Origin of the sequence: Allobranchiibius sp. GilTou38, from assembly GCF_017565325.1 — a bacterium.
Lineage (GTDB): Bacteria > Actinomycetota > Actinomycetes > Actinomycetales > Dermatophilaceae > Allobranchiibius > Allobranchiibius huperziae.
In genome coordinates this window covers 212,544-237,546 of the sequence record NZ_JAGEKN010000009.1, presented here as the reverse complement: position 1 = coordinate 237,546, position 25,003 = coordinate 212,544, and the positions used below count along the sequence as shown (strand labels likewise).

The following is a 25,003-nucleotide window of genomic DNA, read 5'->3' as shown; positions in this document are numbered from 1 at the left end:
CATGAATCACTCCCGTACCGGTGGACGCGGCCGCTCCGGCGGCTGGCAGCAGGCGGACCTGCCGTCCGCCGATGACGCGGCCGGCTGGTTCGCCGGCCGCCTGCCGAACGACCTCTACACCGGGGCCCCCACCGTCACCGTCGACCGCGACGAGATCGTCGTCCTCGGTGACATCGATGCCCCCGACCTGCCCGAAGGCACCGATGCTGCAGCCACCGAAGCAGCCGTCTCCGGTCGGATCACGCGCTTCCGGGAGGAGACGCGGGGCGCGCGGATGGCCCTGGCGGACGAGGCGCAGGCCCGCTACCGGCGCAAGGTCGCGTGGGGAGCCCGGATCGGCGACACCGAGGTCGTCTTCACCAACATCGCCGTTCCGGTGATGACGCGCCTGCGGCAGGACGAACGCCGCGTGCTCGACACGCTGGTGGACGCCGGGGTGGCCCGCTCCCGCGCGGACGCCCTGTCCTGGGCAGTGAAACTCGTCGGTGAGCACAGCCAGGAGTGGCTGGCTGAGCTGCGCGAGGCCATGACGGCGGTCGACGACCTGCGGGCCAAGGGTCCGCAGGTCTGAAGAGACCGACGACGCTGACGGTTTGCGTTCGTGGCCAGGGCTGCAGCCCTGGCCACGAACGGACAACCCCCACCCGTGTCTCCGTGCGGTCTCAGCGGACGAGGACCGGGGTCGCGGCTGCCGGGTCGCGCTGCCCAGTGCGACGGTCGCCCCGGCTCCAGGCGCGTTCGCCGAGCAGGCACAGCGCGGCAGGCAGCAGCACCAGTCGCACGATGGTCGCGTCCACCAGGATCGCGACCGAGAGCCCGACGCCTATCTCCTTCATCTCCACCAGCCCCGAGAAGGCGAACACCGAGAAGACCGACACCATCACCACCGCGGCGCTGGTGACCACGCCCGCTGTCTGTTCCAGGCCGAGGCGCACGGCGATCCGGACCGGCATCCCCGCCCGCACGTGTTCGCGGACCCGACTCAGCACGAAGACGTGGTAGTCCATCGACAGGCCGGTCAGCACCGCGAGCAGGAACGTCGGGATCCACGTGATGATCCCGCCGGTGGAGTGGAAGTCCAACGGGCTTGCGCCCCAGCCGTGCTGGAAGACCAGCGTCACAACACCGAACGCCGCGCCGACCGACACCAAGTTGAGCGCTGTGGTGAGCACCGCCAGCACCGCGTTGCGGAAGACGACGCCCATCATCACCAGCACCAGCCCGAGCACCACGATCAGCACCCGCCACAACGCGATGTCCGCGTGCCGGATCGTGTCGTAGGACTGCGCCACATCACCGCCGACCGCCCAGGTGGCACCGGTCGGACGGACCGCCTGCGGCACCACCGTCTCCCGCAACCGAAGGACATGCTCGCCCGCCCGGGAGCTTCCCTGGGCGGCCGATGTCGCGACCGTCGCCACCGCCGTACGGCGGTCGGCCGAGACGACGACCCCGGCGGGTGACCAGTCACCGGTGGCCGCGGCACGGCGTTCCACGGCCTGCGCCGCGCTGCCTGCGTCCGCGCCGCTCACGACGACCCGTGCCAGGTTGCCGTGGCTCGGATACTTCGCCTGGATCTGCTGCATCGTGCGCACCTGCGTGATGCTGTGCGGCAACGCGTCCAGCGAGTCGGTCTGCAGGTGCATCCCGAGGGCCGGCGCGGCGAGCGCGACCATGACGGCACCCCCACAGATCATCGCGGCTGCCGGTCGGCGTAGCACCGGGCGCAACAGCCGACCGCTCGCGGCTCCGGTCGGGATACGGCGGGAAACCCTCCACCACAACGGGATCCGTGGACGGTCCACCCACTTGCCGAGGAGCGTCAACATGGCGGGCAGCACCGTGAGCGAGCCCAGCACCGCGATCACCACGACCAGCAGGGCGCCGGTCCCGAGGCTGTCGAACGTCGTGTCGCGCGCCGCGTAGAGACCGCCCATGCTGATCGCGACCGCCAGCCCCGAGACCACGATCGAGTGACCCGACGTCTCGCCCGCGATGCGGATCGCGTCGGCACGGGTCGCGCCCTTGTCGCGTTCGGCGCGTTCGCGCTTCAGGTAGAAGAGCGAGTAGTCGACGCCGACCGCCATCCCGATGAGCAGGATCATGCTCGAGACCGTCGGCTCCATCGGGATGAAGAGCGAGATCGGGGCCATCAGACCCATCGTGGCGAAGACGCTGGTGATCGCCAGGACGACCGGAAGCCCCGCGGCGATCAGTGCGGCGAACACGATCACCATGATCACCAGCGTGATCGGCAGGCTGATGAGCTCTGCTGAGCCGAGATCCTTGCCGACCCGGTCGTTCACGGCCTTGTTCACCGAGACGTCCCCCGCCTCGTCGATGTGCAGGCCCGGGTAGGCCGTGCGGGCGGACTTCGCGACCTGCGCGATACCGGCCACGTCGGCGTCGTGGCCGCCCCGGACGGTCGCCGCCACGAGCAACGCCGTGCCGTCCTTGGACAGGACCGGCGGCGCCACGGACGCGACGACGGGCTGGGTCGCGAGCCGGGCGCGTACGTCGGACGCGGCCCGCTCCGCCACCGGCCGGTCAAGCGCGCCGCGCGCGGACCCGATCAGCACGTACTCCTGGTCGGGCGCGTCCAGACCAGCCGCCGCGATCATCGCCGCTGCCCGGCCGGACTGCCCCACCCGGTAGTCGGCGTCCTTGGTCTGATGGGTGCTGATGGCCGATCCGAGGCCCACGGCCACCACCACCATGAGCGCCCAGACGCCGACGGCGCGCCACGGATGCCCCGCACTCCAGCGGCCCAGTCGTTGGGCCGCACCGATCCGTGCCATGACTCCTCCTGTGATTGGAATGGGTTGTCGTCACAGGGTTTCGCCGGACGGGCGCGGCGTCAGGAGAGCCAGCACCCGCACGGGGGTGTAGCTGGGTGCACCCCCGAGGTCCGCAGGTCGGGGACCTGAGTGCACCGCCGTGCGGCCCGGATTCGGCGACGATGGTCGGATGAACCGACGACCCGGCCTCCTCGCGTCGATCGGGCTCAACCTCGCGAGCCTGGTGATGACGCTGCCGGCTCTTGCACTCGTGGGGCTGACCGTGGCGGGGATCGCATCGTCCGTGGCGATCGTCGGTCTGTTCATCCTGGCCGTGACCCTCGTGCTCCTGCGACAGCTCGCCGGGGTGCAGCGTCGCCTGGTCACCGCGGGCCTCGGCGAACCGGTCGCCCGCGCGTACGCCGACACGCGGGGCCTGGCACCGGTCGCCCGGGTCCGCCGCTGGTTCACCGACCGAGCGCGGTGGGCCGACGCCGCGTGGGCGCTCTTCACCTGCACCGTCGGCGCGATCGTCTCGGTCGTCGCGCTGGCCGTCGTCCTCTACCCGGTCTGGAGCATCACGTGGTACTTCCTGTGGCGATCGCTCCCGGCGGATCTTCCGCAGCCGTATCACTTCCTGCACGTCGCGGACCCGGTGCGCGGAGCCGTCTTCACCGTCGTGAGCGTGCTGGCAGGGATCGCCGGGATGCGTTGGCTCACACCGGCCCTCACCCGGTGGCGTCTCCTGATGGACGCATCGATCATCGCCGACTCGCGCACCGCGGCCCTCGAGGAACGGGTCGAAAGGGTGACCGCTTCGCGCACCAGCACCGTCGACGCGGCGGCCGCCGAGCTGCGCCGCATCGAGCGTGACCTGCATGACGGCCCGCAGGCCCGGCTGGCCGCTCTGGGCATGGAGCTGGGTCTGGCCGAGCAACTCGCGCTGCGGGATCCGCAGGCGGCGGCCGGCCTGATCGCCGAAGCTCGCGCGAACGCGCACACGGCGCTCGCCGACATCCGATCGGTCGTGCGTGGCATCTATCCACCGGTGCTCGCCGATCGCGGCTACCCGAGTGCGATCAGCGCGTTGGTCGCAGACCTCCCACTCGCGGTCTCCCTCGATCTCGAACCAGGCGAACGCCTTTCGCCGCCTCTGGAGTCGGCGCTCTACTTCGCCACCAGCGAATGCCTGGCCAACATCCTGAAGCACGCGCACGCCGGCCAGGCGTGGGTCTGCCTGCGGCGCACCCCCCGAGCGATCCGCGTCGAGGTCGGCGACGACGGGGTCGGTGGCGCGGCGGCCGACGGGGCGGGTCTGCGCGGTGTCGCACGGCGGCTCGCGGCGTTCGACGGCATGATGAGCGTGACCAGCCCGCCCGGCGCGGGCACGAGGATCGAGATGGAGGTGCCGTGCGAGCCGTCGTCGGGGAGGACAACGCGCTCCTTCGCGACGGACTGACCCGCATCCTCACTGCGTACGACATCGACGTCGTGCAGGCCGTGGACAACGCGCCGGCTCTGTCCCGGGCACTGCTCACCGAGCGACCCGACATCGCGATCGTCGACGTCCGGATGCCGCCGACCTTCACCGATGACGGACTGAGAGTCGCCATCGAGGCGCGCGCTCAGCTGCCCGACCTGCCGGTGCTGGTGCTCTCGCAGTACGTCGAGCAGCTCTACGCACAGGAGCTGCTCGACTCCGGCTCGGGCGGGGTCGGCTATCTGCTGAAGGACCGTGTCTCCGACGTCGCGGGGTTCATCGACACCGTACGGAGGGTGGCCGCCGGTGGGACCGTGCTGGATCCCGACGTGGTGCGCCAGCTACTGACCCGGCAACGGGCAGGGACCCCGGTCGACCGGCTCACCGCCCGCGAGCGCGAGGTCCTGGAACTGATGGCCCAAGGCCGCTCGAACGCGGCGATCGCCGGTGCACTCTTCGTGACCGAACGATCGGTCAGTAAACACACCAACTCCATCTTCACGAAGCTCGATCTGCCCATCGACGCCGACGACAACCGGCGGGTCCTGGCGGTGCTCACCTACCTGCGCGGCTGACCCCGCGCGGCACCCCGTCGGCGCCGAGCGCACGACGAGGTGCGCGATTTGCGTTTGTGGCCAGGGCTGCAGCCCTGGCCACAAACGCAAAACCCCACCACCGACGCAAAACGGGTCAGTGCAGCAGAGCCCTGATCGCGTCCACGATGGGCAGATCGGCGGGCAGCCACGGGACGTCGTACAACTGGGCCGGCGTCAGCCAGCGGACCTGGTCGTGATCGACCAGCCGCATGGTGCCGGTGGTGATCCGCGCGAAGCGCACCTGCATCACGAACCCCGGCTTCAGGGGCCAGCCGGTGGCGTCGCCCAGGGCGACCGGGCCGGTCACCTGCTCGCCGAGCTCGACGGTGACGTCCAACTCCTCGGCGAGCTCTCGATGCAGGGCCGCCTCGAGCGACTCGTCCTGCTCCACCTTGCCGCCGGGGAACTCCCACCCGCCCGCGAGCGCGCTGGGCGCCGTACGCCGGGCCGCCAAGAGGACCGTGGGGTGGGTCAGGTCGTCGACGATCGCCGCGCCGACCACCAACCGGGTGATCGGCTGTGCGGCCGCGTCGGTCACGTCGCGATGTGCGCGGGAGTGCGATCCGCGGAACCGGCGCCGGCGCGCGAACTCGCAGCGCTCGACCCACGCGCGGCGTGCGCTCCCCGGCGGGCGTGCGGGTTGGTGAAGAACGCGACCGCGACGATCGCCACCACTGCCAACAGCGCTGGCAGATAGAGCGACTCGCCCATCGCCCGGGCGAACCCGGACTGCACGGCCGCGGGCAGCGATTTGCCGGGAGTCTGCGCGCCGCCCGAGAGCGCGGCGCCGCGGGCACCGAAGTGCGACGTCAGCCGGGACTCCATCAGCGAGGCGATCGCCGCACTGCCGAGGACCGCACCCACCTGACGGGTCGTGTTGTAGACACCCGCACCGGCACCGGCGTTCTGCGGCGGGAGCATCCGGGTGGCCGTCACCGACAGCGGTGCCCACATGAAGGCGTTGGCGAGGCCGAGGACCACCATCGGAAGGAGCAGGGTCCAGATGTGCGTGCCGGGTCGCAGGATGTACCCCAGCCACGCCACCGCCACGCAGAGGCAGGTGAGGCCGAAGCCCGCGATCAGGCTCGGGTGGTACCTGTCGACCAACTTGCCCACGACCGGCGACAGCAGCAACGTCACCAGGGCCATCGGGACGAGCAGCAGCGCGGCCCTCGTCGGCGTCAGGCCGCGGACGGCCTGCGCGTAGAGCATGAACGGGAAGACCATGGCGGTGATCACGAAGCCGACCACGGAGATCCCGACGTTGGCGAGGCTGAAGTTGCGGTCGGTGAAGAGCACCAGCGGCACGAGCGGCTCGGCCTTGTTGAAGCGCTGCCACATCACGAATCCGGCGAGGACGAGCACGCCGAGGACGATCAGCAGGGGCACCGAGATGATCCCGGTGATGGTGCCCCAGTGGTATTCGTGGCCCTCCTGGATCCCGAAGACCAGCAGGAACATGCCGACCCCCGACAGCCCCACCCCGAGCCAGTCGAAGCGGTGGCTGTGCACCGGCAGGCTCGGCACCAGCCACATGGCCAGCCCGAACCCGATGACCCCCACCGGGACGTTGATGAAGAAGATCCACTCCCAGCTGAGCTGGTCGACCAGCACCCCGCCGAGGATCGGGCCCGCGAGCGTCGCGACACCGGCGACCGCGCCCCAGAAGCCCATCGCCTGACCGCGACGTTCGGCGGGGAAGATCCGGGTGATGACCGACATGGTCTGCGGCGCGAGCAGCGCGGCCCCGAGGCCCTGGAAGACCCGCGCCACGATCAACGTGCCGATGCTGCCGGTCAGGCCGCACCACAGCGACGCCAGCGTGAAGATCGCCAGGCCCACCAGGTAGACGTTCTTCGGTCCGTAGCGGTCACCCAGCCGGCCGGTGATGAGCAGCGGCACGGCGTACGCGAGCAGATAGGCACTGGTCACCCACACCACGTCGTTGATGTCGCTGTGCAGGCTGCTGATGATGTCGGGCGTCGCCACCGACACGATCGTGGAGTCGACCAGGATCATGAAGAAGCCGACGCACAGCGCGATCAGGGCGGGCCAGGGGCTGAACCCCTCGGCGTTGGCCTGACGGCGTGTCTGGCTCTTGGTGAGCGTGATCTGGTCCGGCGTGTCTGCCACGTGCCGCTCCTCCCGTGCTACCCCTGCGGTACGCCGTGACGGGCGAGGGCCACCGCCGTACGGCGCTCGTGCCGTTCCAGAATATTCGATCGCCGCGCGCAGGGCGGTCTCCGGCCGCGAGGCAAGAGCAGCCTCACCTGCGTGGACAGCACCGCGGGGCGCAGGCACCGTAAAGGCAGAAGAGCACTTCCCTGCAGGAGGAACCGACCATGACCGACGCCGAGCGCCTGGCCTCCCCCGACGGCACGCACCCGCCGGGCGAGATCGCCATGAACGACGTCCCGGCCTACCAGCCGCACGCCGCCGAACCGCACGACGCGAGCATGGCCGGCCGGCTGAACTGGCTGCGCGCGGGCGTGCTCGGTGCGAACGACGGCATCGTCAGTGTCGCGGGCATCGTCGTGGGCGTCGCGGGCGCGACCACCGGCCGACAACCCATCGTCGTTGCGGGCGTCGCCGGACTGGTCGCGGGTGCGCTCAGCATGGCGACCGGCGAATACGTGTCGGTCAGTACCCAGCGCGACACCGAGCAGGCGCTGCTGGAGAAGGAGCGCACGGAGCTGCGCGAGATGCCGGAGGAGGAGCTGGAGGAGCTCACCGGGATGTACGAGAGCAGGGGGCTGCCCCGGCCGCTGGCCGAGCAGGTCGCCCACCACCTCACCGAGCACGACGCGCTCGGCGCGCACGCCGAGATCGAGCTCGGGATCGACCCGGACGAGCTCACCAATCCCTGGCACGCGGCGTTCGCATCGCTGCTGGCGTTCTTCGTCGGCGCCCTGCTGCCGGTCATCGCGATCCTGGTGCCGGGTCACTCGTGGCGGGTACCGGTGACCTTCGTCGCCGTGCTGATCGCGCTGGCGGTCACCGGCAGGGTCAGCGCCGACCTCGGTGGGGCGCCGCGGCGGGCCGCCGTCCTGCGCAACGTGGGTGGTGGTGCGATCGCGATGGTCATCACCTACGCGGTGGGCCACCTGGTCGGCGGAGTGATCTGATCTTCGCCGCACGGGGGGCGGGTCAGCCCCGCGGGTCGAGCAGGCCGGCGTCCTGCGGCGCCCACGCCGGGTCCGAGCCGAGGTCGACGATCCGGTTGGTCTCGTCGACGAAGACCACACTCGGGGTCATGAGGGCAGCCTCGGCGTCGTCGTACTGGCCGTAACCGATCACGATGACCAGGTCGCCGGGACTGACCAGTCGGGCGGCCGCCCCGTTGATGCCGATCCGGCCCTCGCCGGCCGGGCCTTCGATGACGTACGTCGAGAGCCGGTTGCCGTTGTCGATGTCGACGATGTCGACCTTCTCCCCCTCGAGCAGGTCGGCCGCGCGCATCAGGTCGGCCGACACCGTCAACGACCCGACGTAGTGCAGGTCGGCGTGCGTCACCGTGGCCCGGTGGATCTTCGACTTCATCATCGTGCGCTGCATGCCCGCGATTGTCCCCGACCCGCCCCCACCATCCGGCCGGAGACCCGTGCACGGTCATAGTGGAGTCACCATGACCAGAGCGCGTTTTCACGGCACCATCACCGGCATCGGTACGACCAGCGGCGTCCGCGTGGTCGTCGGCCAGTGGCGCGACACGCCGTACGGCAGCTTCGACGACGTCATGCTGCAGACGAGCGAGGGGCACCGCCGGCTGCTGGCACCGACGGCGCAGGTCGCCGAATTCATCGAGCAGACCTACGAGTTCGACGAAGTGAGCATCACCCCCGTGACGGTGGTGACGGACGGCGAGACCGTCCGGCTCACCGCCGATGACCTGTCGATCGCGTGGGCCGTCGGGCGACGTACGGCGATCGGCAGGCTGCTGCGTGCTGTGCCCGCGCGCCTCGCGACGGCTCCCGCGTGGAGTCGGCTGATCGACCCGGTGGCCCGCGTCGTCATGCGCGGGGTCCGCACCGCAGGCACGGCGCGCGCCGGGCGGCGGGAGTTCTACGGAGCCCGCGACATGCACGAGCTCGTGCGCGTGTCGGGTGAGTACGCCGGCCGTGACCTGGGCGAGTTGGCGCCGGTCAGCCCGGCGGTGTCGTTCGGGTTCGGTTCCGCGCCGGCCCGGCCGGCGGTGACCACGATCGTGACGACGGTGATCGAGCGGTCAGCGAAGGCCCAGCCACAGACCCAGTGACGCCAACGCGACCCCGCCGAGCAACGTCCCCAGTCCGCTCCACACGGCGGGACCGCGCCGGCCGTCCTGTAGGAGTCGCGCTGTTTCGAAGCTGGCCGTGCTGAAGGTGGTGTAACCGCCGAGCACACCGGTGCCGAGCACGGCGAGCGCGTCGGACCCGAGTGCGCCGCGCTGCGCCAGGCCGGCGAGCACCCCGAGCGCGAGGCAGCCGGTGAGGTTGATGAGCATGGTGCCGACCGGCGTGTGGGTGCGGACTCGCGCCTTGACCAGTCCGTCGATCACGAACCGCAGCACCGCTCCGACGCCACCGCCCGCGCACAGCAACAGATAGGTGCCGACGCTCATCGGCGCACCCGATGTGCCCGCTGGGCCGCGGCAATTCCCGCGAAAGACGCGAGCAGGCCCACACCGACGGTCAGCCCGCAGTACCCGATCGCCATGCCCGGCTCGTTCTCCCGGATCAGCTGGGCGGCCCCGTCGGCGAAGGTGCTGTAGGTCGTGAAACCGCCGAGCACGCCGGTCCCGAGGAGCAGCCGGACGGTCCGCCGGCGTCCGTGATCAGGGCCGCGGCCCGCGAGCAACTGCGTCAACGCGCCGAGCAGGAACGCCCCGGACACGTTGATCGCCAGGATCGTCCAATTGACCCGGTCAGCGGGCGTGGGGAACCACAGGCTCAGCGCCTCGCGGACGCCGGTCCCGACGAAACCCCCGAGCGCGACGTACGCCGCGTATCTCGCGCGCAGGTGTACGGGACGCCCGTCGTCGTTGAGGTCGACATCGGGGTCCTCGGGCAGCCAGGGGTTCCGCAGAGCCGCCCGGGCGGCGTCGGCGGGTCTGCTCATACCGCGGAACCACCCGCGCCAGGACTGCCGGCGGCGGCCAGCACCGGCACCTCGTCGTCCTCGACCAGACCCTTGATCTCCGAGCGTGCCTCGACCGCCGGTGCCGAACCCCACAGGTGGCGCGCGTTCGACTCGGGCAGCAGGTAGACCGCGACGGCGCCGATCACGCCGGTGGCGATCAGGTAGTACGCCGGCCAGTCGAGGTCGCCGGTCGCGCTGACCAGCGCTCCGACGACCAGCGCCGTGGTGCCGCCGAAGAGGGAGATGGCGACGTTGAACCCGATCGACAGCCCGCCCGCGCGTAACGGGGTTGGGAAGAGCGACGGCAGCGTGGACGGCATGGTGGAACTGAAGCAGATGAGCAATAGGCCCATGATCAGAAGCCCGAAGAACGACGACACCGAGGACCCGGCGCGAGCCAGCACCACCGCCGGCAGCGAGAGCACGATCAGCCCGATCGCGCCGGTCAGCGCGATGGGCTTACGGCCGATCCGGTCCGAGAGACGCCCGAACATCGGGATGAAGACCAGCAGCACCGCGATCACGACGATCTGCAGGATCTGCGAGGTCAGGTCGGAGAGACCGCCGCCGGTCTTGTCCGGCACGGTGGTCGTCAGGTACGTCGGCATGTACGACGTCAGCATGTAGTTGGGGATGTTCCACGCGAGCACCAGCGCCACGCACACCAGCAGCGAGGGCCACAGCTTGAAGATCGCGCCGAGCTCGCCGCCCGTGCTGCGCTCCTTTTCGTCCTCATCGGCCCTGGCCTCCATCGCGGCGAACGCCGGGGTGTCGGCGAGGCGGGACCGCAGGTAGACCCCGATCAGGCCGAGGGGAAGGGCCACGAAGAACGGGATGCGCCAGCCCCAGGTCAGCAGCTGGTGCTCCGACAGCACGCCACCCGCGACCGTGACGAGCGTTGCGCCGAGCAGGTAGCCGGTGAAGGTGCCGAACTCCAGCCAGCTGCCGAGGAATCCGCGTTTGCGGTCCGGCGCGTACTCGGCGATGAAGGTCATCGCGTTGCCGTACTCACCACCGGTGGAGAAGCCCTGGATGAGCCGGGCGACCAGCAGCATGAACGGCGCCCACAGCCCGATCGAGCTCTCGCTGGGGATGACTCCGATGACGAAGGTGCCGGCGGCCATCATGATCATGGTCGTGGCGAGGACCTTGTTGCGACCGATCCGGTCGGCGAGCGGGCCGAAGAACAGGCCACCGAAGGGGCGAACCAGGAAGGCCACCGCGAACAATCCGAAGGTCAGGATCGTCCCTGTGGTCTTCGGGAGGTCGTCGAAGAAGACCTTCTGGATCGTGGGCTCGAAGTAGGCGTAGACGCCGAAGTCGTACCACTCGGTGATGTTGCCGATCGCGGCCGCGCCGATGGCCCGGCGGACGGTCGAGTTGTCGGTCACCGTCACCTCGTCGGCGGTCCACTGCTGTTCGTCGCCCAGCTGAATCATCTGACCCCCTCACATAGGCAACCCTCGACGTTACCCGCGGGTCCCATTCTCGTGAGAATCGAGTGAGCGCGATCCAGACGGCCGTTCGGGCACTCCGAACCCCCGCCGTCAGGCACACTTCGCTCATGCCTCTCGCGAAGATCCCTGCGCTCCTCACTGCTGCCACATTGCTGAGCGGAGCCGGATTCGCCGTCGTTTCGCCTGCTCACGCCGCTGCGGCACCGAAGACGTACGCCAACTGCACGGCGCTCAACAAGGTCTACAAGCACGGCGTCGGCCGTAAGGGCGCAGTGGACAAGACCGCGGGCAAACGCGTGACCAACTTCACCGTGAACACGGCGGTCTACAACAAGAACACCAAGTCCGATCGCGACCACGACGGCATCGCCTGCGAGAAGGCCTGACCCACCACGCGCGAGTGTCCGCAGTTCCGTGCGTACGTGCACACGGAACTGCGGACACTCGACGTCGGGCGGGTTACTGCCTGCGCATCGATCCGGTCGGGAACGACACCGCCAGGGAGTAGCCGTCACCCTGCTTCGAGGACACCTTGATCCGGGTGCCCGATCCAGCGACCTTCACCGACCCGGCCGGGTTGGCCGCGTAGTAGTAGGCGTTGGGGTTGGTGTCGTCGAACATCGACACGGCCGGCCGCGAGGGCACCTTCGCCGCCAGACCCTGCTTGTGCAGGGTGAAGGCGTCGGTGCGGTCCAGGCCGAACGTCGCGTCGTACGGCTGGATCCTGTTGTTCACCGCGACCCCGTCCGGCCACACCATCGGGGCGGCGTGCGCGTCGACGGGCAGCACCAGTCCCCCACCGGGGTGGGCGGAGGTGTTGTTGTCCTTGAACTCGTTGTTGACGTACCAGATGAGCACGCCGTCCTGGTAAGGGAAGTGCTCGACCACGTCGGGGCGGCGGGGTCCGAAACCGAAGTTGTACGGGCCCTGCTTGAGCGTGGTGTCGTATCCGCTGTAGCGACGAGACTCGGCCAGGTAGTAGTTGGTCGCCACGCGGGTGTCGGTGCCGTTCATCCGGGTGAAGCCCGCCGGTGTCCAGACCGAGCTCGCCGACTCCGCGCCGTCCGTGGTCGTGGTGGTGCCGACCGTGGTCGCGATGTCGTCGAGGAACGCGCCGGCGCCGTTCGTGCCGCCGTCGGTCTGGTAGAGGAAGCGGAAGGTGAGCTTCTTGCCGGCGTACGGCGTGAGGTCGTAGGAGACCGTGCTCCACCCCGTGCTGGTGCCGGTCACCGGCGCGCCCACGTTGGTCCAGGTGGCGCCGCCGTCGGTGGACACCTGCCCGTAGAGGTAGTCGTAGTCGGCCTCGATGTCGTACCAGGCCGAGGCCGAGATCTTCCCGGACGTCGCCCCGGTCAGGTCGACCGACCGCGTGAGGCTGTTGTTGAGGTCGTCGTCACGCCCCGACCACCACTCGTACGAGCCCGTCTTCGGGGTGTTGTACTTCGTGGCGATCGTCTTGTCCGGCAACGAGATCGCCAGCGTCTGGGGCTTGGTGGCGCTGTCCTGGTCGGCCGGGCCGAGCGAGACCTTGCCGGAGTTGCCGTAGCGCACGGTCTGGGTGTCGGACCAGCCGAGCTGGGTCTTCTCCCACGCGCCCATGTAACCCGGGGTGGTCCCGATCGCGTTGCCGCCGTGATTGAGCCACGAACCGCTGTTCATCAGGCTCCAGAACGACACGCTGTTGGTGCTGGTGTTGGTGGTGTCGTAGAGGTCGGGCAGGCCCAGGTCGTGGCCGTACTCGTGCGCGAAGACGCCGAGGCCGCCGTTCTCCGGCTCGGTGGTGTAGTCGCGGATCCAGATGCCGGTGTTGCCGATCTGAGTGCCGCCGTTGAGGTTGCCGGTCGGGCCGGCCTTGCCGGCGCCGGTCTGCACGGCCCAGCGGTGGGACCAGATGGCGTCCGCGCCCTGCGCGCCGCCGCCGGCCTCCTCGCCCTCGCCGGCGTGGATCGCCTGGAAGTGGTCGATGTAGCCGTCGGGCTCGTTGAAGTCGCCGTCGTGGTCGTAGTCGTAGCGGTCCCAGACGTCGTACTTCTTCAGCTCGGTCTTGATCTGCGCGTCGGTCTTGCCGGCCGACTTCTGAGCGGTGTACCAACTCGTGGCCGTGTCGCCGATGTAGGACCAGTAGCGGTCGGCCTCCGAGCCGGTGTTGGAGCCGTAGCGCGCCTCGTTGTAGGGCACGGTCACCCAGTCGGACACGTCGCCCTGGGCCTTGTAGCGGCCCTGGGACTGGGACTTGTAGAAGTTCGAGAAGCTCTCGCCCGTGGTCCCGAACATCATGTTCTTGTAGTGCGCCTGGTTGAAGTCCTTCTCCCAGTACGTGGAGTTGTCGTCCGACGCTGTGCCGTCGATGGTGCGGTCCGGCTCGGGGATCTGGTTGTGCTGGGGTCCCGCTACGCCGCCGGCGGTGGGGTCGGTCTTGGTGCCGAAGTCGGTCAGCACCGTGAAGATGTTGGCGGTCTGCTGCGGGTCGTACTCGACGTACTTGGGCTTCGCTGCCTTCGCGTTCCTGCCGCGCGCCTTCTGCTGAGCGGCCGTTGGCTTGCCGTCGTCGACGACGATCACCCGCTTGCCGTTCACGGTGGTGGTCTTGGCCTCGCCCTTGATCAGCTGGTCGACCGCGGTACGCCGCAGCTCGGCCTGCTTGCTCTGCAGGGGATCCGGCTTGTTGTCCGGACGGACCACGGTGCTGGGCGATGTGCCGCCCGACGTCGGGGCCCCTCCCGCCGATGCCGCGTAGGTCACTCCCGGGGCCAGCGCCAGGGCCGTCGCGGCCAAGGCTCCCGTCATGAGCACGGTTCGCTTCACGTTTCCTCCTGGATGTCGCCGGCCGCGGGATGTAGCGGCGGGCGCCGTCAGTGTCGGCTGACGCACCCGTCATCTAGAAGGGCTGCGACGGCCCCGAGGCGGAAACTGACAAAAAGTTGACCTTTTCCTGACTGTTTCCTGTGTACTCGCCGGTACTTCAGCGTGAGCCGGTCAGAGCCGGCTCTGCAGGACACGCAGGTCACGCTCGGCGATCAGGCGGTGCTCCCACTCCTCGTGGATCACCGCCCGCAGGCACCGCCGGACCTCGTACCGACCTGGCGCCGGGTAGCCCGGGCCGGTCACATCGGTGCCGCTCGCGAGATGCTCGTCGGTGAGCCCGGCGAACAACGCCCGCATCTCGGCCATCCGGTCCGCACGCAGAGCGAGCAGCTGCTCCAACGTCGGGCGCGCCGCGCGGTCGTTCGGCACCCCGCGGTCGTTCGGGTCGTGTTCGTCGTGGGGCAGGCCGAGGGGGTCGAAGGGCGACGGGTCATGCAGGACAGCGTGTTTTGCCCACCCGTCGACGACGAAGACCAGATGCCGCAACGTCTCGATGAAGGACCACTCGTCGTCGACCCGCTCGTGCAGTTGCTCCGGCGGGAGACTCCGCGCGAGCGCGACGGTCGATGCCCAGGACGCCTCGATCACCCCCCACGCCTCCCGGAAACCGTCGGCGTCCGTCGGCCGCAGCTTCGCGCGCTCCGGATAGCGCCGATCCAGCTCCGCCTCGACGAACGGCGTGACGTCGACGCCGTTCACGGTCACATTGCGCACCAGGCCGTCCAGCTCGAGATCGGTCATGGCGACGCCCCGGAGCCGCGCTCCCGTCAGGTAGACGTTGCGCATCCGCGCGCCGCTCAGGTCGACCTGCTCGAACCGCGACCCGGACAGACCGACCCTCGTGAAGCTCGAACCACCCAGCTGCACATCTGTGAAATCGCCCATGCAAAGACCCTGCCACCGTCCACCGACACCGGACAGTGGCTCGCATTTTGTCGTGGGTGTCCGCAATTTCGTGCCCCCGTCCGCACGAAACGGCGGACACTCGTGGACCGCTCACCCCTCCTGCTCGGGCCACCCGTCGAGGAGCTTCTCGATGTCCGCCAGCTGCGCCGTGGAGACCCACGACGGATTGGACCCGACCGGCAGGCGCTGCACCTCCAAGTCGTCGATCCCGGTGGCGCGCAGCTCCTCGTCCGACACGGTGTCGTGCAGCAGAGGAATGTGCAGGCTCACGTCACCTCGCGCTTCACTGCTCACCCACCCCACGCCGGCGATCCCGCGCGTCACCGTGCCACCCGCGGCGGAGACCCACAGGATCGCCTTGTGGCCCGGTCGCATCATTCGGCTGCGGTAGTTGTCCGCGACGCACCAGTCTCGCACGATGTGCTGTCGGTGCTCCAGCAGGGCGCGGCGGACGCGCGCATGCTGCTGCGGGTCGCACTTGATCACCCAGGCGCCGAGGTTGTCCTCGGTGATCTTGCGCTGGGCCACGCTCCAGTCCTACCAGCCGCCGGGGCCGCCGGCACCGGGTGGGAGCGACGCACAATGGACGCGTGCCGCACAACGACCCTCCCCCGCTCACCGACGACGGGCACCACATCGTGGTCGACGGTCGTAAGTGGCGGGCCACCGATCCCGCCATCCCCGACGCCCTGCGCAAGGAACTGGTGGCGGAGTTGATGAGCGCCCGCCGCGATGTGCGTACCGACGCCGAGTCCGCCCGCCCGCGGGTAGAGGACGCGAAGGTCGCGCTCGGTGAGCGTGGCGACCCGTGGTGGGAGCCGACGCCCGACGGCCGCCGTACGAGGCTCGTCGCGACGATGCGGACGCTCCTTCGTCACCGCGACGCGGAGGCGACCATCTGCCCGAGTGATGCCGCCCGGGTCGTGGGTGGTGAGTCGTGGCGCGACCTGATGGACGACGCCCGCTCCGTGGCAGGCGAGCTGGCTACCGGCGGGGTCGTCGTCGTACGCCAACACGGCCAGGACGTCGACCTGGACGCGGCGGTCGGGCCGGTGCGCCTGGCCCGTGGCCCGAACTGGTGAGCATCACTGCCCCGTCGATGGTGCGCCCCGCAGTGCGGTCCACCGTGGCGCGACTGCCAGCGCGACCGCGAGCAGTGACAACACGACGGCGATGACCACCGAGGTCACTGCGACGCCGAGGTAGCCGTGTCGGCCCGGATCCATGAACGGATAGGGATACCAGCCGACGATCCCGCCCCGCACCAGGCTGTAGACGAGGTAGGCCAGTGGTCCCAACAGCCACCCCAGCGCGGCCCGGACCGACATCGCCCGGCGACCGGTGAGCAGCAGCCAGTCGAGGATCACCACGATCGGCATGATGTAGTGCAGGACCGTGTTGTCCCACGGGACGGCGGTGAGCTCGGATGCCGGGTAACCCGACAGCAGCACGATGAAGATTAGGATCACGGTCGTCATGAAGAACGCCACCGCACCGCGGTACAACTCCAGCCCGCGACTCGACCACCGACCCGCCGCCGCGAACGCGCTCAGCATCAGGCTGATGACCGTGAGCAGATTGGCCTCGACAGTGAAGTAACTGAAGAAGTCACCGGCACCGAACCTGTGCTGAGCGACGAGAGTCGCGACCTCGGTCACCAGGGCACTGAATCCCAGGAACGCGAACAGAACTCTGATCGTCACAATCGGCCACACCGTGAGCAGGCGTTGCGGATGGATCACATGTTCACTGGCCACACCGCGCCTCCGGAGCCTGGGTTACCGGGCCGATGCTAGCGACGGTCCGCCTCCCCGGCCGTGCCCCGCGCCGGAGCGCCGGCATCTGCCGATCCTGAGGTCACATTCAAGCGGCCGAAGTGCCAGGAGAACGGTGACTCCCTGACCATAAAAGTCACGGAGGGTCGCCCCCGATGGAGGCGACCCCTCGTCGTCAAGACCAGTGAGGAAGTCAGCGTTGCGAGGTGGGGCTGGTGGTGCCGAAGATGTAGGGCTGTTCGGTGTAGACCGCCCGGTAGTCCCGAGTGGCCGAGCTGGTGTAGCTGTAGGAGGTGGCGCCGGCGGAGTTGGTGGTGAAGGCTTTCAGGTCGGTCCAGGTGCTGCCGCCCTTGGCCCGGTACTGGATGACTCCTGTTTCGCTGGCCCAGGGGATGTTCATGTCCAGGCTGTAGGCGTAGCGCACGGCGCGGGTGTTGATGGTGACCTTGCTGCCGGACCGGGAGGTCTGCAGGCCGGCCCAGGACCCGACCTTCACCGTGGTGACCGGGGCGTTCTGGGTGTAGGTGTGGCCCTGGTCGTCGAAGGCGAACCGGCCCTTCCAGGTCATGACGCCGACGTAATCCAGGTTCTCGGATTCGTCGATGATGTCGGTGTCGAAGAGCACCGTGTACGCGGCATCGGAGACGTTGTCCCCGCCGGCGTACCAGGAGGCTGTGACGACTCCGTGCAGGACGCATCCACCCGTGAGCGAGGGCATGTCGGACGGGTCGCCTTCGAAGTCGGAGGTGAGGCGGATCGTGCTGGGCACGACCAGCTTGCAGGTCCCGTACGGGGTCCCGGACGCGGCCGGGTGGATCCGGGCGATGTTCCGGATCATGGCCTGGCGGCTCACGTGATGGACCGTTCTCGTGGTGGTCGCAGCGCCGGCGGGCGCGGTGACGGCGACCCCCAGGGCTGCGATGGCGGGCAATGCGCCCAGGGCGGCAAGACGACGAATCATGGATGGGCCTGCTTTCGCGTGGTTGGCGTGGTCCCCCAAGTCGGCCACACCCGGTCGCAGCCTATGGGTCACGTGTGCCCGAAGTGGCTGATTCGGTCGAGCTGTCTCGATGCGATCCGTTGCTGAAGACGCACGCAGCCAAGATCGATACGAAGCCGGCCGTGCTCAGCGGCAGGCGCGTGGACGAGCGGTGTGCATGATGCTCAGCCCCAACTCACCAGCATCAAGACCAGCCCGATCATCGCAAGAACAGTGACGAGCGTGCATTGGCCAGGCGGTGCTGACGGTCCTGTCGTGCTGTGGACCCCTGTGGCTGCTCGCTGGCACCAGATCGATCGAGCAAGTGGTCGCCGAACACGACACAGCGCGTTAGTACATCATCGAAGACTGGCGAGGATCTTCCATCAGATCATTAAGCTTTTCAGGGCACTCTTGATTGCAAGCAAAAACATCGCTGCATCGGGCGACTTCAGCGCCTCGGACGCAGGTGGCGATTCCCTCGCTCCGACTGTTCCCAGCTCGCAGACCATCAAGCAGATCAGTACCTTTACGAAGACGCACAACGTCGATGCAGGCTTGCAGATCAGCCGCCCCGGGCGGTGCGCCCGCTACGCGAACTGACCGGGCTCGTACTCGCCGCCCGGTTGGCGGGTGATCACGTTGATCCGGTTCCAGGCATTGATCTGCGCGATGAGCGCGACCAGAGCAGCCAGTTGCTCCTGATCGAAATACTTCATCGCATTCGTCCAGGCCTCGTCGGTGACGCCATTGCCGCCGTCGGCGAGTCGGGTGCCCTGCTCGGTGAGCTCGAGGGCGGCTCGCTCGGCATCGGTGAAGACCCGGGCCTCCCGCCACACGGCCACCAGGTTCAACCGTTGCTGGGTCTCGCCCGCGTGCGCAGCATCCTTACTGTGCATGTCGGTGCAGTAGGCGCAGCCGTTCATCTGGCTGGCGCGCAGCTTGACCAGCTCCTGCGTGACGGCCGGCAGCGGCGGGTTGCTCGCCGCCATCCCTGCTGCGACGAAGTGCTTCACGACCTTGGTCATGACAGCGCTCTCCAATAACGTGAGGTCGACTCACATTCGCCTCCGCCGTCTCGTCGAGTAGGCATGGATGCATTCGACCAGGCGGAGTCGTACGAGATGGGTAAGAGTGACCAGACGGCCCATCAGGTCGAGGGCGAGAGGCGACATCTGGTCAACCTGGCCTACCGGCTGCTCGGTTCGCTGGCCGAGGCCGAGGACGCCGTACAGGACGGCTACACCCGATGGTTCGCGATGACACCGCAGGAACGAGCGCGCATCGTCTCGCCGGGCGCCTGGCTGACCACCGTCGTCAGTCGCATCTGCCTGGACGTGCTCGGCTCCGCCCGCGCCCGACGGGAGCGTTACGTCGGCGCCTGGATCCCGGAGCCGGTCCCCGTCGCGGCTGAGTGGTCGGCGTCGGACGATCCTGCCGACCGCATCACGTTGGACGAGTCGGTGACCATGGCACTTCTCATCGTGCTGGACGTGATGACCCCGGCCGAGCGAGTCGCCTTCGTGCTGCACGACGTGTTCGGCTACCCGTTCGCCGACGTGGCGGACATCGTCGGGCGTACGCCGGCCGCCTGCCGACAACTCGCGTCATCGGCGCGCCGTCGCATCGGCGATACCGAACGCGCAGCCGCACCCGATCCGAGCCACCCCCGCGTCGTTCGGGACTTCAGCCGTGCGTGGCAGCGTGGTGACATCCGCGGGCTGGTCGAGCTCCTGGACCCGGACGCGACAGTCGTCGCCGACGGCGGCGGCCTCGTCACTGCGTCGCTCGACCCGATAGTCGGTGCCGGGGCGATCGCACGCTTCCTGCACGAGATCATCAGCCGTAGTGACATCACGTTGCTCGAGCGCACGGTGAACAGTCGCCCCGGGTTGGTCGCGCAGCAGGATGGCGTCACCGTGACCGTCTTCGCATTCCGACTCGACGCGGGGCGGATCAGTCGGATCTGGGCCATCCGCAACCCCGACAAGTTGACGCTCTGGGGACCGTCCGGCGAGTCCACGTAGCCGGATCATCACGGGGGCGGGCCGGCTCGGCACTGAGCTGCGGTGCCGGCAACGTGCTGGACGACGACTCCGCCAGCGCATGGGCCACGCGTCCCGATGACATGGCCCTCCGCGGCACCCCACGGCGGGGTCGGGCGGCACGTCGGACAGGCGGACCGCCGCCTCAGCCGGTACGCGTACGAGCTGATTCATCGGCCCAACTATTAAGAAGTTACTGATCCACGGATTCACGCTTGCCCGGGGGTCCGGCGTGTACCGCAGGTGTCTTCGCGAGGGTCTCAGGGGGTTCTGAACCTCCTGGCTTGGTCGCGTTCGCAACTACCTTCGAATGCGACTCGAGTTTGGGCTGCTGATGAGTTTCAGTCGCAGTGCGCTCCGCAGAGCAGCGGGTGGGACTTCGAAATTCGAGTCCCTCATCGTTGAAATCGTGGAGAGCCAGAGGGGTCCAAATGCGCAAACTAGTCCTTGCCGAGGCAGCGGTGTCCGTGCTCGCGTCCGGGGGCGTCGCAGCCGCTGTGCCGGCGCAGGCCGCAGCTGCTCGATATGTTTGCTTGCACGGTGGATCGCACGAGGTTGTCTTCACGTCGAAATCAGCGTGCGCACCTCACGCAGCTTGGACCCGGGCGCAGGTGAAGGCTGGCGCATCCCGTGGAATCAACGAACTTCCCATGGGGCAGTACATCAACCCCGCATCCACCCAGGACGCGACTTCTTGTTTCCCCGTGGCCGGCGGAAGATGGACCTACTTCAATGTGTACTCCTCGCCAGCGGGCCAGAAACTTTCCTCCTCGGACGAGTACCTGGAGACCGTCGGTGGAGTCGATGTACAACACTCGTATTCACCGGACAAAGAGAGTTACTTTCTGGCCACGCACACGACCACCTCGGACTGGTCTCTCGCGCAATGCCAAGGTGCCTACAACTGGATCGTCAACAAGCTCAGGACCCTCTCGAACGTCGCACCGGCCTGGACAGTCCCCTGCGCCCCCCTGAGCAACGGGAGTAAGACGTTGCGATACGACGTGTCGTACTTCATGTCCACGGTCCACGGTCCACGACCAACAATTTGGCGATCCGTACGGCGGAACTGAGACCGCAGACGAATTTCCGCTGTATGCGGCGTGGGGGTACAACGCATCGGGTAACTAGCCTTCCGACCGATTACACGTGCCTCTTCGCACCAAGTGTGAAGGCGCATGTGTCGGCGACAGATTCTGAGCAGTCGCGCGGGCCGCAGACCTCCCGAGATTCAGCCGGGTCTGGCGGCACGTCGGACGGCCCGTTCGAGGCCATCGTTCTGAAATTCTTGCGGACTAGGTGCGGACTAAACGACCCCCGCAAGCCTCTGACCTGCGCAAACGCGCCAATTCAGACGTTGAAGCGGAACTCCACCACGTCGCCGTCGGCCATGACGTAGTCCTTGCCCTCCATGCGGGCCTTGCCGTGTGAACGCGCTTCGGCGACGGAGCCCAGCTCGACCAGGTCCTCGTACGAGATGACCTCGGCCTTGATGAAGCCCTTCTGGAAGTCGGTGTGGATGACGCCGGCGGCCTGCGGGGCCGTCGCACCGACCGGCACGGTCCAGGCGCGCGTCTCCTTGGGCCCGGCCGTCAGGTAAGTCTGCAACCCGAGGGTGTGGAAACCCTTGTGCGCCAACTGATCCAGCCCCGACTCGGTCACGCCGACCGACTCCAGCAGCTCGGTGGCGTCGTCCTCGTCGAGCTCGGCGAGGTCCATCTCGAGCTTGGCGTTGAGGAAGATCGCCTCGGCCGGCTCGACCAGCGCCTGCAGGGACGCCTGCAGGTCGGTGTCGGTCAGCTGCGCCTCGTCGACGTTGAAGACGTAGAGGAAGGGCTTGGCGGTCAGGAGACCCAGCTCGCGGATCGGGGTGAAATCGAACGAATCCCGCTGGGAGAAGAGCGTGTTGCCCGCATCCAGGACGTCCTTGGCGGCGAGCGCGGCGTCCAGCACCGTCTTGTCCGTCTTCTTGCCCTTGACCTCCTTGTCGAGCCGCGGCAGCGCGCGCTCGACGGTCTCCAGGTCTGCCAGGATCAGCTCGGTCTCGATGATCTCCTTGTCACGCACCGGGGAGATCGACCCGTCGACGTGCACCACGTCGTCGTCGTCGAAGGCACGGATGACCTGGCAGATGGCGTCGGCCTCGCGGATGTTGGCCAGGAACTTGTTGCCCAGGCCCTCCCCCTCCGAGGCGCCTTTGACGATGCCGGCGATGTCGACGAAGGACACGGTGGCCGGAACGATCTGCTTGCTGTCGAAGATCTTGCCCAGCACCTCGAGGCGCCCATCGGGCAGCGGGACCACCCCGACGTTGGGCTCGATGGTCGCGAACGGGTAGTTCGCGGCCAGGACGTTGTTCTTGGTCAGCGCGTTGAACATCGTGGACTTGCCGACGTTGGGCAGTCCGACGATTCCGATGGTGAGGGCCACGGGGACAAGAGGTTACGCGGTCGCGGCGAGGGCATCCACCACGTCGCGCGCTCCGAATAGGACTCATGACCCGTTTCCTCGATCGTCTGCGGTCGGCCATGCCCCCGAGACGATCCCCCGGCACCCCCGATGACGGGCCTGCCGCACCGGCATCGGGCGCCGCGTCCGACACCGCCGCCTCCCTGTCGGCCTCGCCGGAACGCGCCGACGGCGGGTCGCGGACCAAGCGAATACTCAATCCCCACAACCCGATCGGCACGGTCGGACGACTGCGCGCCATCCTCATCGGCATCCTGGCTGCAGGCCTCGGGATGGCCCTCGGCCACCTCGTCGCGTCGTTCCGCAAGGCATCGGCCTCCCCGGTCCTCGCGGTCGGCGAGGCAGTGATCGACCGCACACCGACCGCGCTCAAGGACTTCGCGATCAAGCAGTTCGGCACGAACGACAAGCTCGTGCTGTTGCTGTCGGTCTCCGCCGGTGCACTCGTCCTGGCCGGCATCGCGGGTCTGCTGGCGCGCAGGATCTTCCTGCTCGGCCTGGGCCTCGAGCTGGTGCTCGTGGCCGTCGCCGGGTACGCCGCGATGACCCGCCCCGCTGCTGTGGCCTCCGACATCGTCCCGACCATCGTCACCGCCCTGGCAGGCACCCTGGCGCTGTTCGGACTCTTCTGGCTGTCCGGCGATGCCTTCACCCGGCGCACGGTCGACCGTGTCCTGCGACGCCCGACGGCGAGCGATGAGCCCACTCTCGCAAGCACCCGCCGGGTCTTCCTCGCAGGATCGGGGGTAGTGGCGGCCGGCGCTGTCGGCAGTGCGGCGATCGGCCAGAAGCTCGGCGCCGTACCCAGCACGGCCGGGCTGGCGCTGCCCGTCGCCAAGGAGAAGGCGCCGGCGATCCCCGTCGGCCTCACGGCGCAGTACCCCGCGATCACCCCCTTGCGCACCCCGAACGGCAAGTTCTACCGGGTCGACACCTCCCTGACGGTGCCGAACGTCGAGCGCGACTCCTGGCGGCTGCGGATCGACGGCGACGTCGACCACCCGCTCGAGCTCAGCTACGACGACATCACCAAGCTCAACCTGATCGAGCGCAACATCAGCCTGACCTGCATCAGCAACGAGCCGGGCGGCACCTACGCCGGCGGGGCGACCTGGCTCGGCGTGCGCACCAAGGACCTGTTGAAGATGGCCGGCGTCAAGGATGCGGGCAAACCGGGCCGGCAGGTCTTCAGCACCTCCACCGAGGGCTTCAGCATCAGCACCCCGCTCGGTGCGATGACCGATGACCGCGACGCTCTCCTCGCGATCGGGATGAACGGGCAGGCACTCCCCCGGGCGCACGGGTTCCCCGCGCGCCTGGTCACGCCTGGCCTCTACGGGATGCTCGGCTGCACGAAGTGGGTGACCCGGATGACCGTCACCGACTACTCCAAGGCGAAGGCCTACTGGACCAAGCGCGGCTGGACGATCGACGGCCCGATCAAGCCCTCGACACGCATCGACACGCCCGGGTCCTTCGCGACGGTCAAGGGCGGCAAGGTCGTCATCGGCGGCGTCGCGTGGGCCCAGCGGCACGGAGTCGTACGCGTGCAGGTGAGTCTCGACGAAGGCCCCTGGAAGGACGCCACCATGGGTCCGGACGTGAACGTGGACTACTGGCGACAGTGGGCCTACGTGTGGAACACCACGGCGACAGGGCAGCACGCTGTCCGTGCGCGGGTCGTCTACGGCAAGGACTCGCTGCAGTCCGAAGCACGCAAGGACGTCTTCCCGGACGGCTCGAGCGGGGTCGTCAACCTCATCTTCAACATCGGGTGAAGGATTGGGCGCCAATCCAATCCGGCTCACTGTGCACTCCGAATGACTCATGTACTTCAACCAACGAACTCGTCGTAGCGCGAGACCTCACCAGGAGATCCACATGAAGACGCGTTCCATCACCTCGGCTGCCGCCGTCACCGCGATCGGCGCCATCGCGCTGACCGCCTGCGGCAGCAGCAGCGGTTCCGGCAGCTCCAGTGCCGCCCCCTCAAGCTCCTCCAGCTCCTCGTCCTCCTCGGGCTCGACCGCGACCGCGGCCGTCCCCTTCGGCCCCGGCTGCTCGGCCGTACCGAAGACCGGTAAGGGCTCGTTCGGCGGCATGACGCAGGACACGGTCGCCACCGCGGCCTCGAACAACCCGCTGCTGTCGACGCTGGTCACCGCCGTCAAGAAGGCAGGCCTGGTGGACACGCTGAACAACACCCAGAACCTGACCGTCTTCGCGCCGACCAACGACGCCTTCGCCAAGCTCCCCAAGGCGACCCTCGACAAGGTTCTCGCCGACAAGACGATGCTGACCAAGATCCTCACCAACCACGTCCTGGCGACCCGCCTCGGCCCGGACAAGATCGTCGGCACCCACCAGACGCTCGCCAAGACCAGCGACACGGTGAGCGGCACCGTGCCCACCCTGACCGTCAAGGGCGGGGCCACCGCGAAGATCATCTGCGGCAATGTGCAGACCGCGAACGCCAACGTATACATCATCGACACGGTCCTGGTCCCGGCCAGCTGATCTGTAACGAATCTCGTTC

General features: G+C 68.4%; 25 protein-coding genes. 10 read left to right on the top strand and 15 right to left on the bottom strand.

What is annotated here, in order from left to right; translation table 11 throughout:
* The first annotated feature begins 1 nt into the window (after position 1).
* A complete protein-coding gene (locus tag JOB34_RS14080; protein ID WP_208053266.1) occupies positions 2-571 on the top strand; it encodes a hypothetical protein in 570 nt (189 codons plus the stop codon).
* 91 nt (positions 572-662) lie between these two features.
* Here the strand turns inward: JOB34_RS14080 and JOB34_RS14075 are convergent, their stop codons facing one another.
* Entirely contained in the window at positions 663-2,798 is a 2,136-nt protein-coding gene (locus tag JOB34_RS14075) for an MMPL family transporter (RefSeq protein ID WP_208053265.1), read from the bottom strand.
* 169 nt (positions 2,799-2,967) lie between these two features.
* Between JOB34_RS14075 and JOB34_RS14070 the strand changes: the two genes are divergently transcribed.
* Both JOB34_RS14070 and JOB34_RS14065 read left to right on the top strand, forming a co-directional pair.
* A complete protein-coding gene (locus tag JOB34_RS14070) occupies positions 2,968-4,236 on the top strand; it encodes a sensor domain-containing protein (protein ID WP_208053264.1) in 1,269 nt (422 codons plus the stop codon).
* Complete coding sequence (locus JOB34_RS14065) at positions 4,188-4,832, top strand: response regulator transcription factor (protein ID WP_208053263.1); 645 nt, start codon at positions 4,188-4,190, stop codon at positions 4,830-4,832. Before JOB34_RS14070 ends, JOB34_RS14065 begins: the two co-directional genes overlap by 49 nt.
* 115 nt (positions 4,833-4,947) lie before the next feature.
* Here the strand turns inward: JOB34_RS14065 and JOB34_RS14060 are convergent, their stop codons facing one another.
* Together JOB34_RS14060 and JOB34_RS14055 are read right to left on the bottom strand one after the other, a co-directional pair.
* Entirely contained in the window at positions 4,948-5,391 is a 444-nt protein-coding gene (locus JOB34_RS14060) for a (deoxy)nucleoside triphosphate pyrophosphohydrolase (protein ID WP_347813870.1), read from the bottom strand.
* Positions 5,388-6,965, bottom strand: coding sequence for an MFS transporter (locus JOB34_RS14055; protein WP_347813874.1), 1,578 nt, complete (start codon positions 6,963-6,965; stop codon positions 5,388-5,390). Before JOB34_RS14055 ends, JOB34_RS14060 begins: the two co-directional genes overlap by 4 nt.
* 344 nt (positions 6,966-7,309) lie before the next feature.
* On the opposite strand from JOB34_RS14055, the gene JOB34_RS14050 reads away from it, so the two are divergent.
* Complete coding sequence (locus JOB34_RS14050) at positions 7,310-7,978, top strand: VIT family protein (RefSeq protein WP_243758147.1); 669 nt, start codon at positions 7,310-7,312, stop codon at positions 7,976-7,978.
* 22 nt (positions 7,979-8,000) lie between these two features.
* Here JOB34_RS14050 and panD read toward each other — a convergent pair whose 3' ends face one another.
* Entirely contained in the window at positions 8,001-8,408 is a 408-nt protein-coding gene (gene panD / locus JOB34_RS14045) for an aspartate 1-decarboxylase (protein ID WP_179482368.1), read from the bottom strand.
* Positions 8,409-8,478: 70 nt separating this feature from the next.
* Here panD and JOB34_RS14040 point away from each other — a divergent pair, with 70 nt between their 5' ends.
* A complete protein-coding gene (locus JOB34_RS14040; protein WP_208053262.1) occupies positions 8,479-9,108 on the top strand; it encodes a hypothetical protein in 630 nt (209 codons plus the stop codon).
* Here JOB34_RS14040 and crcB read toward each other — a convergent pair.
* The 3 genes from crcB to JOB34_RS14025 are packed head-to-tail and all read right to left on the bottom strand — an operon-like array spanning position 9,079 to position 11,410.
* Entirely contained in the window at positions 9,079-9,453 is a 375-nt protein-coding gene (gene crcB, locus JOB34_RS14035; RefSeq protein WP_208053261.1) for a fluoride efflux transporter CrcB, read from the bottom strand. The two genes, JOB34_RS14040 and crcB, sit on opposite strands and share 30 nt — an antisense overlap.
* Positions 9,450-9,950, bottom strand: a complete 501-nt coding sequence (locus tag JOB34_RS14030) for a CrcB family protein (protein ID WP_208053260.1) — start codon at positions 9,948-9,950, stop codon at positions 9,450-9,452. Before JOB34_RS14030 ends, crcB begins: the two co-directional genes overlap by 4 nt.
* Positions 9,947-11,410, bottom strand: a complete 1,464-nt coding sequence (locus JOB34_RS14025) for an MFS transporter (RefSeq protein ID WP_208053259.1) — start codon at positions 11,408-11,410, stop codon at positions 9,947-9,949. Before JOB34_RS14025 ends, JOB34_RS14030 begins: the two co-directional genes overlap by 4 nt.
* A gap of 125 nt (positions 11,411-11,535) precedes the next feature.
* Between JOB34_RS14025 and JOB34_RS14020 the strand changes: the two genes are divergently transcribed.
* Positions 11,536-11,814 (top strand): excalibur calcium-binding domain-containing protein, encoded by a 279-nt coding sequence (locus JOB34_RS14020; protein WP_208053258.1) that lies wholly within the window; start codon positions 11,536-11,538, stop codon positions 11,812-11,814.
* Between the two features lie 73 nt (positions 11,815-11,887).
* Here the strand turns inward: JOB34_RS14020 and JOB34_RS14015 are convergent, their stop codons facing one another.
* The 3 genes from JOB34_RS14015 to JOB34_RS14005 all read right to left on the bottom strand — a co-directional run bounded on the left by JOB34_RS14015 (position 11,888) and on the right by JOB34_RS14005 (position 15,727).
* The gene (locus JOB34_RS14015; protein WP_347813869.1) at positions 11,888-14,233 is read right to left on the bottom strand and encodes an immune inhibitor A domain-containing protein; all 2,346 of its coding nucleotides are present in this window, start codon (positions 14,231-14,233) and stop codon (positions 11,888-11,890) included.
* Positions 14,234-14,404: 171 nt separating this feature from the next.
* Positions 14,405-15,178: a DinB family protein gene (locus tag JOB34_RS14010; RefSeq protein WP_208053257.1), complete on the bottom strand. Its 774-nt coding sequence runs from the start codon at positions 15,176-15,178 to the stop codon at positions 14,405-14,407.
* Positions 15,179-15,289: 111 nt separating this feature from the next.
* On the bottom strand, positions 15,290-15,727 hold the full coding sequence (locus JOB34_RS14005) for a hypothetical protein (protein ID WP_208053256.1): 438 nt from the start codon (positions 15,725-15,727) through the stop codon (positions 15,290-15,292).
* A 62-nt stretch (positions 15,728-15,789) separates the two neighbouring features.
* Here JOB34_RS14005 and JOB34_RS17920 point away from each other — a divergent pair, with 62 nt between their 5' ends.
* Positions 15,790-16,281: a DUF3253 domain-containing protein gene (locus tag JOB34_RS17920; RefSeq protein ID WP_208053255.1), complete on the top strand. Its 492-nt coding sequence runs from the start codon at positions 15,790-15,792 to the stop codon at positions 16,279-16,281.
* A gap of 3 nt (positions 16,282-16,284) precedes the next feature.
* On the opposite strand, the gene JOB34_RS13995 is transcribed toward JOB34_RS17920, so the two are convergent.
* The 3 genes from JOB34_RS13995 to JOB34_RS13985 all read right to left on the bottom strand — a co-directional run bounded on the left by JOB34_RS13995 (position 16,285) and on the right by JOB34_RS13985 (position 18,981).
* On the bottom strand, positions 16,285-16,902 hold the full coding sequence (locus JOB34_RS13995; RefSeq protein WP_208053254.1) for a Pr6Pr family membrane protein: 618 nt from the start codon (positions 16,900-16,902) through the stop codon (positions 16,285-16,287).
* A 265-nt stretch (positions 16,903-17,167) separates the two neighbouring features.
* On the bottom strand, positions 17,168-17,935 hold the full coding sequence (locus tag JOB34_RS13990) for a hypothetical protein (RefSeq protein WP_208053253.1): 768 nt from the start codon (positions 17,933-17,935) through the stop codon (positions 17,168-17,170).
* Between the two features lie 608 nt (positions 17,936-18,543).
* A complete protein-coding gene (locus JOB34_RS13985) occupies positions 18,544-18,981 on the bottom strand; it encodes a carboxymuconolactone decarboxylase family protein (protein ID WP_208053252.1) in 438 nt (145 codons plus the stop codon).
* 63 nt (positions 18,982-19,044) lie between these two features.
* Between JOB34_RS13985 and sigJ the strand changes: the two genes are divergently transcribed.
* Entirely contained in the window at positions 19,045-19,980 is a 936-nt protein-coding gene (gene sigJ, locus JOB34_RS13980) for an RNA polymerase sigma factor SigJ (protein ID WP_243758103.1), read from the top strand.
* 1,368 nt (positions 19,981-21,348) lie between these two features.
* Here sigJ and ychF read toward each other — a convergent pair.
* Positions 21,349-22,428, bottom strand: a complete 1,080-nt coding sequence (gene ychF, locus JOB34_RS13975; RefSeq protein WP_208053251.1) for a redox-regulated ATPase YchF — start codon at positions 22,426-22,428, stop codon at positions 21,349-21,351.
* Positions 22,429-22,526: 98 nt separating this feature from the next.
* Between ychF and JOB34_RS13970 the strand changes: the two genes are divergently transcribed.
* The gene (locus JOB34_RS13970) at positions 22,527-24,245 is read left to right on the top strand and encodes a molybdopterin-dependent oxidoreductase (RefSeq protein ID WP_208053250.1); all 1,719 of its coding nucleotides are present in this window, start codon (positions 22,527-22,529) and stop codon (positions 24,243-24,245) included.
* A gap of 87 nt (positions 24,246-24,332) precedes the next feature.
* Here the strand turns inward: JOB34_RS13970 and JOB34_RS18190 are convergent, their stop codons facing one another.
* A complete protein-coding gene (locus JOB34_RS18190; protein WP_343048539.1) occupies positions 24,333-24,569 on the bottom strand; it encodes a hypothetical protein in 237 nt (78 codons plus the stop codon).
* Here JOB34_RS18190 and JOB34_RS13965 point away from each other — a divergent pair.
* Positions 24,568-24,984 (top strand): fasciclin domain-containing protein, encoded by a 417-nt coding sequence (locus JOB34_RS13965; RefSeq protein ID WP_343048540.1) that lies wholly within the window; start codon positions 24,568-24,570, stop codon positions 24,982-24,984. The genes JOB34_RS18190 and JOB34_RS13965 overlap by 2 nt on opposite strands.
* Positions 24,985-25,003: the final 19 nt, after the last annotated feature.

Bases quoted from the DNA above. Each gene is read 5' to 3' on its own strand.
- JOB34_RS14075 (WP_208053265.1), bottom strand. From the start codon at position 2,798: ATGGCACGGATCGGTGCGGCCCAACGACTGGGCCGCTGGAGTGCGGGG.
- JOB34_RS14050 (WP_243758147.1), top strand. From the start codon at position 7,310: ATGGCCGGCCGGCTGAACTGGCTGCGCGCGGGCGTGCTCGGTGCGAAC.
- JOB34_RS14080 (WP_208053266.1), top strand. From the start codon at position 2: ATGAATCACTCCCGTACCGGTGGACGCGGCCGCTCCGGCGGCTGGCAG.
- JOB34_RS18190 (WP_343048539.1), bottom strand. From the start codon at position 24,569: ATGCCGCCGAACGAGCCCTTACCGGTCTTCGGTACGGCCGAGCAGCCG.
- JOB34_RS13985 (WP_208053252.1), bottom strand. From the start codon at position 18,981: ATGACCAAGGTCGTGAAGCACTTCGTCGCAGCAGGGATGGCGGCGAGC.
- JOB34_RS14025 (WP_208053259.1), bottom strand. From the start codon at position 11,410: ATGATTCAGCTGGGCGACGAACAGCAGTGGACCGCCGACGAGGTGACG.
- sigJ (WP_243758103.1), top strand. From the start codon at position 19,045: ATGGATGCATTCGACCAGGCGGAGTCGTACGAGATGGGTAAGAGTGAC.
- JOB34_RS14040 (WP_208053262.1), top strand. From the start codon at position 8,479: ATGACCAGAGCGCGTTTTCACGGCACCATCACCGGCATCGGTACGACC.
- JOB34_RS13970 (WP_208053250.1), top strand. From the start codon at position 22,527: ATGCCCCCGAGACGATCCCCCGGCACCCCCGATGACGGGCCTGCCGCA.
- crcB (WP_208053261.1), bottom strand. From the start codon at position 9,453: ATGAGCGTCGGCACCTATCTGTTGCTGTGCGCGGGCGGTGGCGTCGGA.
- panD (WP_179482368.1), bottom strand. From the start codon at position 8,408: ATGCAGCGCACGATGATGAAGTCGAAGATCCACCGGGCCACGGTGACG.
- JOB34_RS13965 (WP_343048540.1), top strand. From the start codon at position 24,568: ATGACGCAGGACACGGTCGCCACCGCGGCCTCGAACAACCCGCTGCTG.
- JOB34_RS14010 (WP_208053257.1), bottom strand. From the start codon at position 15,178: ATGGGCGATTTCACAGATGTGCAGCTGGGTGGTTCGAGCTTCACGAGG.
- JOB34_RS14030 (WP_208053260.1), bottom strand. From the start codon at position 9,950: ATGAGCAGACCCGCCGACGCCGCCCGGGCGGCTCTGCGGAACCCCTGG.
- JOB34_RS14020 (WP_208053258.1), top strand. From the start codon at position 11,536: ATGCCTCTCGCGAAGATCCCTGCGCTCCTCACTGCTGCCACATTGCTG.
- JOB34_RS13990 (WP_208053253.1), bottom strand. From the start codon at position 17,935: ATGATTCGTCGTCTTGCCGCCCTGGGCGCATTGCCCGCCATCGCAGCC.
- JOB34_RS14070 (WP_208053264.1), top strand. From the start codon at position 2,968: ATGAACCGACGACCCGGCCTCCTCGCGTCGATCGGGCTCAACCTCGCG.